The sequence below is a fragment of the Enterobacter sp. HMSC16D10 genome (assembly GCF_001807145.1).
Taxonomy (GTDB): Bacteria; Pseudomonadota; Gammaproteobacteria; order Enterobacterales; family Enterobacteriaceae; genus Enterobacter; species Enterobacter roggenkampii.
Window position 1 is genome coordinate 15,251 of sequence record NZ_KV787865.1, and the last position, 12,183, is coordinate 27,433.

Here is a 12,183-nt window from a genome sequence, read left to right on the forward strand (position 1 = left end):
AAAATGGACACGGAGGGTCTATGTTGTCATTGCATGGTAAGCATGGCGTTGTCATTAGCCGGATGCCCGTGATGCAAAACGGGTTAGGGGGCCTGATGGCACGTCATTTCCCCGAATTTGAATTGAGCTATTGCCGCTCATTGCAGGAATTAACGCTGCTCCAGTTGCGCCGCGCGGACGTCATTATTGCCGATATTTCAGGCGAATACAGAAACCCTCGGGGTGCGCTTGAAGAGTATTACGGTTTATTGAATCAATACCGGGATATTCACTGGATCTTTTTAGTCTCGCGGCCGCTTTACCCTATTGCGGTTGAGTTACTTATGCGCCCGGAAAGCACGTTGCTTTCTGACATGGAGCCTATTGAAGGCGTGGTTAACGCTATTCGGGCCGGTAGCGAGCGGGCAGAGCGGATTAGCCAGACGTTATTAACTCCGGAACCTCAGAGTACGGAGAATGAAAATGAACACGTCATCGCGCTCACGCACTCCGAACGTAAGGTCCTGCGTCTGTTAGGGAAAGGATGGGGGATTAACCAAATCGCCACATTGCTCAAGAAGAGCAATAAAACCATCAGTGCGCAGAAAAACAGTGCGATGCGACGGCTGTCATTACGAAGTAATGCGGATATGTATGCCTGGATCAACAGTACACAGGGAATGAGAGAGCTGAGTTTGCTATCAGCCTATGGAGAGTTCGAGGAATGGAAAAAACCGATTCAACAAGACATATCGCCATCATCGAAAATTGCGCGATGAGTGCCGTCGGGCTACAGCATCTTTTTGCGATGCCCGGCCTGAGCCATTATCAGCTACACCTGTTTAGTGAATTTGACAGTTTTAAGAATGCACTTCATCACGTTAATTTTTTCTCGCTGATCTACTCCCTTTCCGATGCGCGAGAGGAGCGCCGTAACTGCCTGGCGCACCTGCGGGATCTGGCGTTTTCGCACGGTCATATCCAGCGCATCATTTTGGTTTCTGACGAGATGGAAGCACGGTTAATTAGCCATCTTTCGCCATCGCGCCTGCACGGAGTAGTCAGTAAATCGGTGACGCTTGAGCATCTGCAGAAGGAACTTGTGGAGTTGCTCAGCGAAACGCTGCGCATCAATGACAATATGCTGAATCACTGGTACCGGAGTCAGAACAGGATGCTAAGCCCCACAGAACGGGCAATATTGCGTTATATGTCCTGCGGGTATTCCATCCCTGAAATCGCGGCACAGCTTGAACGGAATATTAAGACCATTCGGGCACATAAGTTTAATGCGATGGTGAAACTGGGCGTGAATTCAGACGTAGGGTTGCTTGATGCGGCGGATATTATTACGCATCTTCCTGCAAGAGAGCCGCAATGTTTGGCTCTCCTCACGCCCACATTTTTATAACCCGTCTTTTGCGCGCCAGATACACTCTGGCGCGTCAATCAGATACAGACATCCACCCATTTTGCGGAAGTCAGTTCTGCCATTCTGTCAGGTGAAATGCGCACAGCGCTGTGAATTGCGCCTGCGGCGGGCAGCACTTCGGCGTACTGCTTCAAAGAGATATCGCAATATACCGCGAGCGGGTTTTCCAGTCCGAACGGACATACACCGCCAACGGGATGACCGGTAATGGTCACCACTTCATCACTGCTGAGCATGCGCGCTTTGGCACCGAACGTGTCTTTGAGCTTTTTGTTATCCAGACGCGCGTCGCCTTTCGCCACCACCAGGATCACCTCATTTTTAACCTTGAGTGACAGGGTCTTGGCGATTTGTCCCGGCTCGACACGATGGGCGGCAGCAGCCAACGCAACGGTAGCAGTACTTTGACTAAGCTCAATAACGTCTATATCCGGCGCGTTGTCGGCAAAAAACTGCTGTACAGACTGCAAACTCATTGTTTCCTCCTGACAAATATCCTGCGTAATCTGTCATAAGAATTTATGCTCTGTAAATATCTCTTGAGTAACAAATACCCCAAACGGCTGATTTCTGGATCCTCTTCACAATCACAGAAACCGGTTACAGTAACCGGTTGCAGAGCGCGGAGCGTAGATTAATACTGAGTACGTAACGTCCCCTGTATCCAATAATAAGAGCCAAATATGAAACCATTTCGTCTGAGCAGTACCGCTGGTTGGCAAGCCAGCAAGGTTGTGAAGCTGATGTATGGAACAACGTGCGGCGCGTATGTGCCCGTAACAAACGTCTGACAGGAGATCTGCCATGTCTGCCAACCATGCTGCGTTTAATCTGATATTCCGTTTCGTCGAAAATTACGTCAGCCCGATAGCCGGGCGGATCTCTTCCCAGCGTCACGTTATGGCGATTCGTGACGGGTTCATCTCCGCGATGCCGTTTATGATTGTGGGTTCGTTTTTGTTAGTGTTCGCTTACCCACCTTTTTCGCCTGATACCACCTGGGGTTTCGCCCGCGCCTGGCTGGATATGGCGAAGCAGTTTGAAGGCCAAATCCTGACGCCGTTTGATATGACGATGGGCATCATGTCCATTTATATCTGTGCCGCCATTGCCTATAACCTTGGCAAACACTACGTCAAATCTCACCAGCTGGACCCCTTTATGTGCGCCATGCTGTCGCTGATGGCGTTTCTGCTGGTCGCGGCACCGAAAACCAAAGGCACGCTCCCTGTCGACAGTCTGGGGGGAACGGGCATTTTTACCGCGATTCTGGTGGCGATTTATTGCGTTGAGATGATGCGTTTCCTCAAAGCGCATAACATCGGCATTCGTCTGCCGGACCAGGTCCCGCCGATGATCAAAAACTCTTTTGATCTGCTGATCCCGGTGCTGGTGGTGGTGGTGACCCTTTATCCTCTGAGCCTGGTGATTCAGTCTCAGTTTGGCATGCTGATCCCGCAGGCCATTATGTCGGTCTTTAAACCTCTGGTTTCCGCGGCAGATTCCCTGCCTGCGATCCTGCTGGCCGTGTTGATTGGTCATCTGCTCTGGTTCGCCGGGATCCACGGTGCCGCTATCGTCTCCGGGATGCTGCAGATGTTCTGGCTGACGAACCTGGGCGCAAACCAGACCGCGCTGGCCGCCGGTCAGCCTTTGCCGCATATTTTTATGGAAGCGTTCTGGACGTTCTTTATCGTGATTGGCGGGTCGGGCGCCACGATGGGATTGGTGATTTGCTATCTGCGCAGCCGTTCAGCGCATTTACGCTCTATCGGGCGTTTGAGCGTGGTACCCAGCTTCTTTAACATCAACGAGCCGGTCATTTTCGGTACGCCAATCGTGATGAACCCGGTGTTCTTTATCCCGTTCCTGCTGGCACCGATGGTTAACGCCGTTCTGGCGTGGGCGGCGATGACCTTTGATTTGATTGGACGCGTCATCTCCGTGGTTCCCTGGACGGCACCGGCACCGATAGGCGCAGCGTGGGCCCTGGGCTGGGATTTCCGCGCGGCGATTCTGGTTGTGGTTCTGGCCTGCGTATCGGCGATCATCTACTTCCCGTTCTTCAAAGTGTATGAGAAGCAGCTGCTGGAGCAGGAAGCGGAAGAAGCGCAGCGTAGCGCGGAAGAGGACAATCAGCAGGTGGCCTAGGTAAAAGCAAAACGGCAACGAAGGTTGCCGTTTTGTTTTTGTAGGCCCGGTAAGCGAAGCGCCACCGGGCAAATCACTGCTCTACTTCAGCGTGCAATCCCCACACTGCTTAACGTCCGGCAGGCGATAGCGCTGGCAGCAGGTGCGGCGAACCAGAAGCCCATCACGGAGCACGACGGTACGGAATAGCGGGTTGTCACGGCCATCGGAAAGCTGCTTTGCAAAGAAACAGGACTGACGCAGGGCCTCAACGTTCTCATCACCGAGAAGCGGCTTCATTTCCGTTAAATACCAGTGGATTAAATAGCCCGTATTGCTCCAGATAAGCTTCCCATTAATCTCTCCCGTCGCTTCCAGCGCTTCCACCACCGGGATCAGAGCCTGCGTGATGAGCCGCTCCATACGTTCCTGAGCAGTGAGGCGTTCAGCGCTGTGGTCTTCGTGGAGATCAATCCAGAAGCAGGCCGCTCGTCCGGTTTCGTGAAACTCGACGTGGAAATTATCCGGCGAAAGTTCAAGCATGCTCTTCTGTGTTAACAGCGCCAGCATGAGCGGAGGCACCATCAGCCCGATATACCACTGCGCCCAGAGGGAGAGCAGGGGTTTATTTTCCCGCGTAAGGGTAGGCTGGTTGCGATAGATATGGTCGGAATAGGTGGCCAGCAGCGATTGTAGCTTAGACGGTTGGCGCCACTCTGAGAGCGTCATCGCGTGGGACGGGGGCGCTTCATCAAGCCGGATAAAGTCCAGCAGGTGGGCGCGCGTTTCCGCAATCTTTTCCCGTATCGCATCTGCAAGCGAAGCATTCCCGCTGGTGAGCGGCGCTCGCCAGAGGAGAGGTTCGACGATGTGTGCGGTATGCGTGGCCATAGTATAGATAGAAATCTAAATGATAATGATTGCCAATCCTAACTATTGCTCATACCAATGGCAAGACTTTTGTCCTGGTGACCTCGTCGGTAGGTTTATGCCGTCTGAATCTCTTCGCTTAACAGAATGTTATTGCGTCCCATATGCTTTGCTTCATAGAGGGCTTTGTCCGCTTTTTCCAGCGCGCCTTCCACGTCTTCATCCTCAAAAATGGCGATGCCAATGCTGATAGTGACGTTTGTCGCGACGCTTTCGTTAAACAGATGCGGGATTTTCAAATCATACACTTTCTGACGGATCCGCTCGGCCGTCTGGCGAGCGTGTTCGAGTGAAATGTTGGTCAGCAGCACCATAAACTCTTCCCCACCAAAACGCGCCACAATATCGCGAGAACGCACGGCGTCGCGGATTGCCGCAGAGACGCGCTTCAGCGCCTGGTCGCCCATCATATGGCCGTAATGGTCGTTATAGGCTTTGAAGTGGTCGATATCCATCAGCAGGACAAAGTGTTCGCCATTTTCTACCGTGGGCAGATTCTCCAGACGGCTTTGCAGACCGCGACGATTATAGAGCCCGGTAAGCGGGTCCATCATACTGAGGTCGGTAAGGGTTTCTCGTTCTTCCAGAAGGCGAGAGAGCAGCTCCTGAGCGAAACGGTCGTTGCGTCTTTGCAAAATGTTATGAATAGCAATTGCCACCACAGGAAGTGCGAAAGAATAGGTCATTCGCAGCCATATATCGTGATCGCTTAACCACAGGCAGACAATAAAGGTGGGCAATGAATGCAGCGTAAACGCTTTGATATTACTGGCGAACGCCAGCGTGCCGATAAAAAGTACCGTTAAAAGAGCAATTAGCAAATACGTCGCATGGTCCTGAGTAATTAAGGCGAATTTGGAGACAATTTGCCAGGCCCATAAAATACCGAAGATCGCTGAAACGACAGGAATATTTATCTTCCGCGCGCGCTTTCTCCAGTGCCAGACGAACAGGCCAGTACTGATGGCGAAAATAGCAATCAGAGGGGCGGAAAACAGGCGTACAGAATTGAGCGGATTTGTTACCGAGAACACTGCCGAGGTTGCGTTCAGAAATAAAAATAAACGTAACGATAATTGATATTTTCTGTGAACCAAAGACCGCCAGGATTGTGATGTCATAGTCGCGTGTTTTTATTAAAATTTAATTAAAACAGATAAATAGGTGTTATTTCGCAATAAAATATGCAAAAAACTCAAAGAGTAATTATCAGAAAATCTTTAGACGTTGTTAACAGGTGCGCAATTTATCACCTTAGACAATTCCTGTCATTACGGGAAAGGTAAAGGTCGATGGATTTTGATTCATTCAGCTGGCAAATGATAATTTTTGTTATATGATATTGGTTATCATTATCGTTGATAGAGGGAAAAGCATGTTGAACAGAGCGCTGGGCAGTGGTTGGGGGGTACTGCTACCGGGAGCCATTCTCGGCGGTTTGACGTTTGCCGATCTCTCTCTCGATACCTGGAAAGTCATCATCGCGTCAGGACTGTTAGTCACGTCAGGCATGATCTGGCATAAGCAACTGCGTCACTTTGTTTTACTGCCATCCTGTGTCGCGCTGGTCAGCGGAATTCTGGTGATACTGATGAGTTTGAAATAACAGGAAAAAAGAAGAAATTCAGAGGGGTTGTAAGATAATTGGTGCGAGGGGGGGGACTCGAACCCCCACATCCTAAGGACACTAACACCTGAAGCTAGCGCGTCTACCAATTCCGCCACCTTCGCCCAGTGCGAGCAATATCATCGTGATGTATGGTGCGAGGGGGGGGACTCGAACCCCCACATCCTAAGGACACTAACACCTGAAGCTAGCGCGTCTACCAATTCCGCCACCTTCGCACAGTCATCTTACTCTTTATTGCTATGTTGATATCGCCTCGTTGGTGCGAGGGGGGGGACTCGAACCCCCACATCCTAAGGACACTAACACCTGAAGCTAGCGCGTCTACCAATTCCGCCACCTTCGCATACCATCGATACTGTAAAAGTATCGTAACCACGGAGGCGCATTCTAGATGTTTTCAGCTTTACGTCAACAGAAAAGTGCGCGTGATGCCTTGATTGATGCAAAAATGTCCGATGGACGCGCCGTGTATAGCCGGATGGCGCTTTCGCTTATCCGGCCTACAAGGGAGGCGATTACTTTTTGGCCTGACGCGTCATCACGGTGCGGTAGACCTTAAAGCGGCCGGTCTGGGCGATAACTTCGTGGAAGCCAAAAGTTTCATCCAGCACTTTCGGGTACGCCAGGAAGGCGTTCGCGACGATACGCAGCTCACCGCCGCTGTTGAGGTGACGAACTGCGCCACGGATCAGCGCTTGTGCCGCTTCCAGGCTGGTCTCCATACCGTCGTGGAACGGCGGGTTAGAGATGATCATGTCGAAGCGACCGGTGATGTCGGAGAAGACGTTGCTGGCAATGACTTCGCCTTCAATGCCGTTTGCGGCAAGCGTTGCGCGGCTGGCTTCAACCGCCGGGGCGCTCACGTCACACAGGGTTAAGCGCACTTTTGGCGAATGGCTGGCGAGCACGGTAGAGAGCACGCCCGCGCCGCAGCCCACGTCCAGCACTTTGCCTTTGGTGTGCGGCGTCAGGGTGGAAAGCAGCAGCTTGCTGCCCGTATCCAGCGCATCGCGGCTGAACACGCCCGGCAGGGTTTTGATGGTCAGGCCGTCAAGCTGGTACTCGTCCCAGTATGCCTGCGCATCAAACGTTGTCTGTTTTTCCAGACGGCCATGGTACAGACCACAGCGGCGAGCGCTGTCGACTTTATTCAGCGGCGCGTAGCCTTCCAGCAGCTGTTCTGCGCTACGCACGCCGCTGCGGTTTTCACCGACCACGAAAATATCGCAGCCGACCGGCAGCAGGGAGAGCAGGTTCATCAGCTGGAACTGGGCTTCCGGTTTATTCTTCGGCCAGTAGTAGATCAGCGTATCGCAGTCGGCGATATCGCTCTGCTCTGCCACCAGGCTAAAGCGCGCGCGCTCGCCCATCTGGCGGCTCAGCACCTGCCAGTGGTGGTAGTATTGGGTGTGGGCACGGCTTTCAGCACAGTCGAAACGCGCGGGCAGGTCATCCTGCATATCTCCGGCAAACAGAATACGGCTTTCTTCGAAATCATCACTGTGACGCAGCAAGACTTCACTTGCCGGGGTAAATGCAGACATGAATTGTTCCTCAATAAACTCAGGCGGGGATTATAGTAGGTAGATGGCGCACTTTCGACACATTTGCTATATTTGCGCGCCTGAGAGACAGGAGTTTTCCCTATGACATCCCGACGAGACTGGCAGTTGCAGCAGCTGGGCATTACCCAGTGGGCTTTGCGTCGCCCGACGGCGTTGCAGGGCGAAATCGCTATCTCCATCCCGGCGCACGTTCGCCTGGTGATGGTGGCGGAAGAACTGCCTGCCCTGAATGACCCCCTGATCGGTGATGTTCTTCGCAGCCTGAAGCTGACGGCCGACCAGGTTTTACCGTTGACGCCAGAGCGTGTCGCGATGCTGCCTCCTGATAGCCGCTGTAACAGCTGGCGTATCGGAGAGGCAAATGAGATCTCTCTTCAGGGGAGCCAGATCTGCACGCCAGCTCTGGACGAACTGAAAGCCAACCCAAAAGCGCGCAGCGCGCTATGGCAACAAATCTGCGAATATGAACACGATTTCTTCCCTCACGACGCCTGACCTGTCCACCGCGTTCGCGATTGAAACACGCGCCCACGCGTTTCCGTGGAGCGAAAAAACCTTCGCCAGCAATCAGGGCGAACGGTATCTGAACTACCGCCTGGACGTTGACGGCACCATGGCCGCTTTCGCGATCACGCAGGTTGTTCTTGATGAAGCGACGCTGTTTAATATCGCGGTTGATCCCGCGTTTCAGCGCCGCGGGCTGGGAAGAGAACTGCTTGAGCACCTCATCCGTGAGCTCGAAACCCGTGACGTTTTCACCCTGTGGCTGGAGGTGCGCGCGTCGAATGTCGCCGCCATCGCGCTCTATGAAAGCTTAGGCTTTAACGAGGCGACAATCCGCCGTAACTACTACCCCACCGCAGAGGGACGTGAAGACGCCATCATAATGGCTCTGCCGATTGGATAATAAAAAATAAGGTTGTAACGATGAAATGGGACTGGATTTTCTTTGATGCCGACGAAACGCTGTTTACGTTCGACTCGTTCGGCGGCCTGCAGCGGATGTTTCTCGACTATAGCGTAACCTTCACCGCTGAAGATTTTCAGGACTATCAGGCGGTCAACAAACCGCTGTGGGTGGATTACCAGAACGGTGCCATCACCGCGTTACAGCTTCAGCACCAGCGCTTTGACGTCTGGGCGGAACGCTTAAAGGTCAGTCCGGGAACGCTGAACGAGGCTTTTCTCAACGCCATGGCCGATATTTGTGCGCCCCTGCCGGGCGCGGTTTCCCTGCTGAATGCGTTGAAAGGTAAGGTGAAACTGGGGATCATCACCAACGGTTTTACCGCCCTGCAGCAGATCCGCCTTGAGCGCACCGGCCTGCGCGATCATTTCGACGCGCTGGTGATCTCGGAAGATGTGGGCGTGCCGAAGCCGGATCCGCGAATTTTCGACTACGCGCTGGCGCAGGCTGGCAATCCCGACCGCGATCGTGTCCTGATGGTGGGGGATACCGCAGAGTCAGATATTCTGGGCGGCATGAAGGCTGGTCTGTCGACCGTCTGGCTCAATGCACATGGCCGCGTGAAGCCTGAAGGCATCGAGCCGACCTGGACCGTGACGTCGTTGAACGAACTGGAGCAACTCCTGTGTAAACAATGATTGCCTGCCCCCCGTTGATGGGTAAAATAGCCGCAATTTTGTATTCCATGATGCGTGGCGTGCTGCCGCGCTTATAAAAGAAGATTTAATTATGACGTTGTCTCCTTATCTGCAAGAGGTGGCCAAGCGCCGCACTTTTGCCATTATCTCGCACCCGGATGCCGGTAAAACGACCATCACTGAGAAGGTGTTGCTGTTCGGACAGGCGATTCAGACTGCGGGTACCGTTAAAGGCCGTGGCTCCAGCCAGCATGCAAAATCCGACTGGATGGAGATGGAAAAACAGCGTGGTATTTCGATTACCACCTCCGTGATGCAGTTCCCGTATCATGACTGCCTGGTGAACCTGCTGGACACCCCGGGTCACGAAGACTTCTCCGAAGATACCTACCGTACCCTGACGGCGGTGGACTGCTGTCTGATGGTGATCGACGCCGCGAAAGGTGTAGAAGATCGTACCCGTAAGCTGATGGAAGTTACCCGTCTGCGCGATACGCCGATCCTCACCTTTATGAACAAACTCGACCGTGACATCCGCGATCCGATGGAGCTGATGGATGAAGTGGAAAACGAGCTGAAGATCGCCTGTGCGCCAATCACCTGGCCAATTGGCTGCGGTAAGCTGTTCAAAGGGGTTTATCACCTCTATAAAGACGAAACTTACCTGTATCAGACCGGTAAAGGCCACACCATTCAGGAAGTGCGCATCGTGAAAGGTCTGGACAACCCGGATCTGGACGCGGCGGTCGGCGAAGAGCTGGCCGCGCAGCTGCGCGACGAGCTGGAGCTGGTCAAGGGCGCGTCTCACGAATTCGACAAAGAGCTGTTCCTGAGCGGCGAAATTACCCCGGTCTTCTTCGGTACCGCACTGGGTAACTTCGGCGTTGACCACATGCTCGACGGTCTGGTGGAGTGGGCGCCGCAGCCGATGCCGCGCAAAACCGACACCCGTGAAGTGGAAGCGAAAGAAGAGAAGTTCACCGGCTTCGTGTTTAAGATTCAGGCCAACATGGACCCGAAACACCGTGACCGCGTGGCCTTTATGCGCGTGGTGTCCGGTAAGTATGAAAAGGGCATGAAGCTGCGCCAGGTGCGTATCGGGAAAGACGTTGTCATCTCCGACGCGCTCACCTTTATGGCGGGTGACCGTTCGCACGTTGAAGAGGCCTATCCGGGCGACATCATCGGGCTGCACAACCACGGCACCATCCAGATCGGTGATACCTTCACCCAGGGCGAAATGATGAAGTTCACCGGTATTCCGAACTTCGCGCCGGAGCTGTTCCGTCGCATTCGTCTGCGCGATCCGCTTAAGCAGAAACAGCTGCTGAAAGGCCTGGTTCAGCTCTCCGAAGAGGGCGCCGTGCAGGTCTTCCGCCCAATCGCGAACAACGATCTGATCGTGGGTGCGGTCGGCGTGCTGCAGTTTGACGTGGTCGTTGCGCGCCTGAAGAGCGAATACAACGTAGAAGCGATTTACGAATCGGTGAACGTCGCGACCGCGCGCTGGGTTGAGTGTTCTGACGTGAAGAAATTCGAAGAATTTAAGCGTAAGAATGAAGTTCAGCTGGCGCTGGATGGCGGCGATAACCTGACCTATATCGCGCCAACGATGGTCAACCTGAACCTGACGCAGGAACGTTATCCGGACGTTCAGTTCCGTAAAACCCGCGAGCACTAATCCCCTCTCAGAGCACGGCATTCGCCGTGCTCTTCTTTATTTCCTGTCTTATTAATCCCTTGCGGAATGTTCTTAATTCAACGCAATTTCACGCTATTCGCCCATTTTTTACCCAATTCTGAAAGCGGCTCTGTGAGAGTGATCTATATTTAACTCAGTGTTTAACACCGGGTGTGGATAAATTAACTGTTCAATGCATGACTTTAGGTTATCCGTTTTGCCCGTGTGTTTATTCGCAATATATATCACTACTAAGGAAGTATGTAGCCCGAATAACGGGTCAACACAGGAATAGATCGATGAATATGACAAGACTGAAGATTTCTAAAACTCTGCTGGCTGTAACACTGGGTAGCGTTCTGGTGAGCGGCTCCGCCCTGGCGGAAAGCAGCACCATGGATAAAGCACAATCCACGGCCGATAGCGCAGGGCAAAAAATCGATAGCTCTATGAATAAAGTCGGCAATTTCATGGATGACAGCTCTATCACAGCAAAAGTGAAGGCCGCACTGGTGGATGATGAAGCCATCAAGAGCACCGATATTTCCGTTAAGACCGACAAGAAAGTGGTCACGCTGAGCGGCTTTGTTGAAAGCCAGGCTCAGGCTGAACAGGCGGTGAAAGTGGCGAAAGGCGTCGAAGGCGTCGCCTCCGTCAGCGATAAGCTGCACGTCCGTGACGGCAAAAACGCGTCGGTGAAAGGTTATGCCGGTGATGCAGCCACCACCAGCGAAATCAAAGCTAAACTTTTAGCAGATGACATCGTGCCGTCCCGTAAGGTGAAAGTGGAAACCACCGATGGCGTGGTTCAGCTTTCCGGTACGGTAGATTCGCAGGCGCAAAGTGAACGTGCCGAGTCCATCGCGAAGGCGATTGATGGTGTGAAAAGCGTTAAAAACGATCTGAAAACGAAGTAAATCTCGACCATTCGCCCGTCTGGCTAAACCCTGCGGGCGAAATAAGAACGACTCTGGAAAAACGCCGGTGAGTGACCTGAGCGCTCACGTTTAGCGGCCGACATTAACTATGGTAAAGGAGAAGCTTATGTTTCGTTGGGGCATTATATTTCTGGTTATCGCGTTAATTGCCGCCGCATTGGGCTTTGGTGGACTGGCAGGTACAGCGGCATGGGCAGCTAAAATTGTCTTCGTTGTGGGTATTATTCTGTTCCTGGTCAGCCTGTTTACAGGGCGTCGACGTCCATAGCAAACGCAATATTCCGTCAACAAAA

14 protein-coding genes and 3 tRNA genes are annotated in these 12,183 nt (G+C 53.0%); 10 read left to right on the forward strand and 7 right to left on the reverse strand.

What is annotated here, in order from left to right:
- Positions 1–20 precede the first annotated feature (20 nt).
- Both HMPREF3143_RS09210 and bglJ read left to right on the forward strand, forming a co-directional pair.
- Positions 21–758: a helix-turn-helix transcriptional regulator gene (locus HMPREF3143_RS09210; protein ID WP_008502087.1), complete on the forward strand. Its 738-nt coding sequence runs from the start codon at positions 21–23 to the stop codon at positions 756–758.
- Positions 755–1,390, forward strand: coding sequence for a DNA-binding transcriptional activator BglJ (gene bglJ / locus HMPREF3143_RS09215; RefSeq protein WP_070532814.1), 636 nt, complete (start codon positions 755–757; stop codon positions 1,388–1,390). Before HMPREF3143_RS09210 ends, bglJ begins: the two co-directional genes overlap by 4 nt.
- A gap of 38 nt (positions 1,391–1,428) precedes the next feature.
- On the opposite strand, the gene HMPREF3143_RS09220 is transcribed toward bglJ, so the two are convergent.
- On the reverse strand, positions 1,429–1,887 hold the full coding sequence (locus HMPREF3143_RS09220; protein WP_008502085.1) for a YbaK/EbsC family protein: 459 nt from the start codon (positions 1,885–1,887) through the stop codon (positions 1,429–1,431).
- A gap of 328 nt (positions 1,888–2,215) precedes the next feature.
- On the opposite strand from HMPREF3143_RS09220, the gene HMPREF3143_RS09225 reads away from it, so the two are divergent.
- On the forward strand, positions 2,216–3,562 hold the full coding sequence (locus tag HMPREF3143_RS09225; protein ID WP_008502084.1) for a PTS cellobiose transporter subunit IIC: 1,347 nt from the start codon (positions 2,216–2,218) through the stop codon (positions 3,560–3,562).
- 81 nt (positions 3,563–3,643) lie between these two features.
- Here HMPREF3143_RS09225 and fhuF read toward each other — a convergent pair whose 3' ends face one another.
- Both fhuF and HMPREF3143_RS09235 read right to left on the reverse strand, forming a co-directional pair.
- Positions 3,644–4,432, reverse strand: a complete 789-nt coding sequence (gene fhuF, locus HMPREF3143_RS09230) for a siderophore-iron reductase FhuF (protein WP_021240589.1) — start codon at positions 4,430–4,432, stop codon at positions 3,644–3,646.
- A gap of 95 nt (positions 4,433–4,527) precedes the next feature.
- A complete protein-coding gene (locus HMPREF3143_RS09235) occupies positions 4,528–5,592 on the reverse strand; it encodes a GGDEF domain-containing protein (RefSeq protein WP_023293335.1) in 1,065 nt (354 codons plus the stop codon).
- A 215-nt stretch (positions 5,593–5,807) separates the two neighbouring features.
- Between HMPREF3143_RS09235 and HMPREF3143_RS09240 the strand changes: the two genes are divergently transcribed.
- Entirely contained in the window at positions 5,808–6,077 is a 270-nt protein-coding gene (locus tag HMPREF3143_RS09240) for a DUF1435 domain-containing protein (RefSeq protein WP_175441116.1), read from the forward strand.
- 39 nt (positions 6,078–6,116) lie between these two features.
- On the opposite strand, the gene HMPREF3143_RS09245 is transcribed toward HMPREF3143_RS09240, so the two are convergent.
- From HMPREF3143_RS09245 to rsmC, 4 genes are all read right to left on the reverse strand, one after another.
- Positions 6,117–6,202, reverse strand: a tRNA-Leu gene (locus tag HMPREF3143_RS09245).
- A gap of 28 nt (positions 6,203–6,230) precedes the next feature.
- Positions 6,231–6,316, reverse strand: a tRNA-Leu gene (locus HMPREF3143_RS09250).
- Positions 6,317–6,358: 42 nt separating this feature from the next.
- Positions 6,359–6,444: transfer RNA gene (locus tag HMPREF3143_RS09255), tRNA-Leu, on the reverse strand.
- A gap of 172 nt (positions 6,445–6,616) precedes the next feature.
- Positions 6,617–7,645: a 16S rRNA (guanine(1207)-N(2))-methyltransferase RsmC gene (gene rsmC, locus HMPREF3143_RS09260; RefSeq protein ID WP_008502080.1), complete on the reverse strand. Its 1,029-nt coding sequence runs from the start codon at positions 7,643–7,645 to the stop codon at positions 6,617–6,619.
- A 102-nt stretch (positions 7,646–7,747) separates the two neighbouring features.
- On the opposite strand from rsmC, the gene HMPREF3143_RS09265 reads away from it, so the two are divergent.
- From HMPREF3143_RS09265 to HMPREF3143_RS09290, 6 genes are all read left to right on the forward strand, one after another.
- Positions 7,748–8,161 carry a DNA polymerase III subunit psi gene (locus tag HMPREF3143_RS09265; RefSeq protein ID WP_021240586.1) on the forward strand — a complete coding sequence of 138 codons (414 nt, stop codon included), beginning with the start codon at positions 7,748–7,750 and terminating at the stop codon, positions 8,159–8,161.
- Positions 8,130–8,573 (forward strand): ribosomal protein S18-alanine N-acetyltransferase, encoded by a 444-nt coding sequence (gene rimI, locus HMPREF3143_RS09270; RefSeq protein WP_008502078.1) that lies wholly within the window; start codon positions 8,130–8,132, stop codon positions 8,571–8,573. The genes HMPREF3143_RS09265 and rimI overlap by 32 nt, the downstream gene beginning before the upstream one ends.
- A 20-nt stretch (positions 8,574–8,593) precedes the next feature.
- The gene (gene yjjG / locus HMPREF3143_RS09275) at positions 8,594–9,271 is read left to right on the forward strand and encodes a pyrimidine 5'-nucleotidase (RefSeq protein ID WP_070532817.1); all 678 of its coding nucleotides are present in this window, start codon (positions 8,594–8,596) and stop codon (positions 9,269–9,271) included.
- Positions 9,272–9,362: 91 nt separating this feature from the next.
- Positions 9,363–10,952: a peptide chain release factor 3 gene (prfC, locus tag HMPREF3143_RS09280; protein WP_008502076.1), complete on the forward strand. Its 1,590-nt coding sequence runs from the start codon at positions 9,363–9,365 to the stop codon at positions 10,950–10,952.
- A 299-nt stretch (positions 10,953–11,251) separates the two neighbouring features.
- Positions 11,252–11,869: a molecular chaperone OsmY gene (gene osmY / locus HMPREF3143_RS09285; protein WP_008502075.1), complete on the forward strand. Its 618-nt coding sequence runs from the start codon at positions 11,252–11,254 to the stop codon at positions 11,867–11,869.
- Positions 11,870–11,996: 127 nt separating this feature from the next.
- Positions 11,997–12,158: a DUF1328 domain-containing protein gene (locus HMPREF3143_RS09290; RefSeq protein WP_003856556.1), complete on the forward strand. Its 162-nt coding sequence runs from the start codon at positions 11,997–11,999 to the stop codon at positions 12,156–12,158.
- Positions 12,159–12,183: the final 25 nt, after the last annotated feature.

What these genes read in the sequence shown, in the direction of transcription:
- HMPREF3143_RS09220 (WP_008502085.1), bottom strand. Translation starts at nt 1,887, where the DNA reads ATGAGTTTGCAGTCTGTACAGCAGTTTTTTGCCGACAACGCGCCGGAT.
- HMPREF3143_RS09210 (WP_008502087.1), top strand. Translation starts at nt 21, where the DNA reads ATGTTGTCATTGCATGGTAAGCATGGCGTTGTCATTAGCCGGATGCCC.
- HMPREF3143_RS09235 (WP_023293335.1), bottom strand. Translation starts at nt 5,592, where the DNA reads ATGACATCACAATCCTGGCGGTCTTTGGTTCACAGAAAATATCAATTA.
- yjjG (WP_070532817.1), top strand. Translation starts at nt 8,594, where the DNA reads ATGAAATGGGACTGGATTTTCTTTGATGCCGACGAAACGCTGTTTACG.
- HMPREF3143_RS09240 (WP_175441116.1), top strand. Translation starts at nt 5,808, where the DNA reads ATGATATTGGTTATCATTATCGTTGATAGAGGGAAAAGCATGTTGAAC.
- osmY (WP_008502075.1), top strand. Translation starts at nt 11,252, where the DNA reads ATGAATATGACAAGACTGAAGATTTCTAAAACTCTGCTGGCTGTAACA.
- HMPREF3143_RS09225 (WP_008502084.1), top strand. Translation starts at nt 2,216, where the DNA reads ATGTCTGCCAACCATGCTGCGTTTAATCTGATATTCCGTTTCGTCGAA.
- HMPREF3143_RS09265 (WP_021240586.1), top strand. Translation starts at nt 7,748, where the DNA reads ATGACATCCCGACGAGACTGGCAGTTGCAGCAGCTGGGCATTACCCAG.
- HMPREF3143_RS09290 (WP_003856556.1), top strand. Translation starts at nt 11,997, where the DNA reads ATGTTTCGTTGGGGCATTATATTTCTGGTTATCGCGTTAATTGCCGCC.
- fhuF (WP_021240589.1), bottom strand. Translation starts at nt 4,432, where the DNA reads ATGGCCACGCATACCGCACACATCGTCGAACCTCTCCTCTGGCGAGCG.
- rsmC (WP_008502080.1), bottom strand. Translation starts at nt 7,645, where the DNA reads ATGTCTGCATTTACCCCGGCAAGTGAAGTCTTGCTGCGTCACAGTGAT.
- bglJ (WP_070532814.1), top strand. Translation starts at nt 755, where the DNA reads ATGAGTGCCGTCGGGCTACAGCATCTTTTTGCGATGCCCGGCCTGAGC.
- rimI (WP_008502078.1), top strand. Translation starts at nt 8,130, where the DNA reads ATGAACACGATTTCTTCCCTCACGACGCCTGACCTGTCCACCGCGTTC.
- prfC (WP_008502076.1), top strand. Translation starts at nt 9,363, where the DNA reads ATGACGTTGTCTCCTTATCTGCAAGAGGTGGCCAAGCGCCGCACTTTT.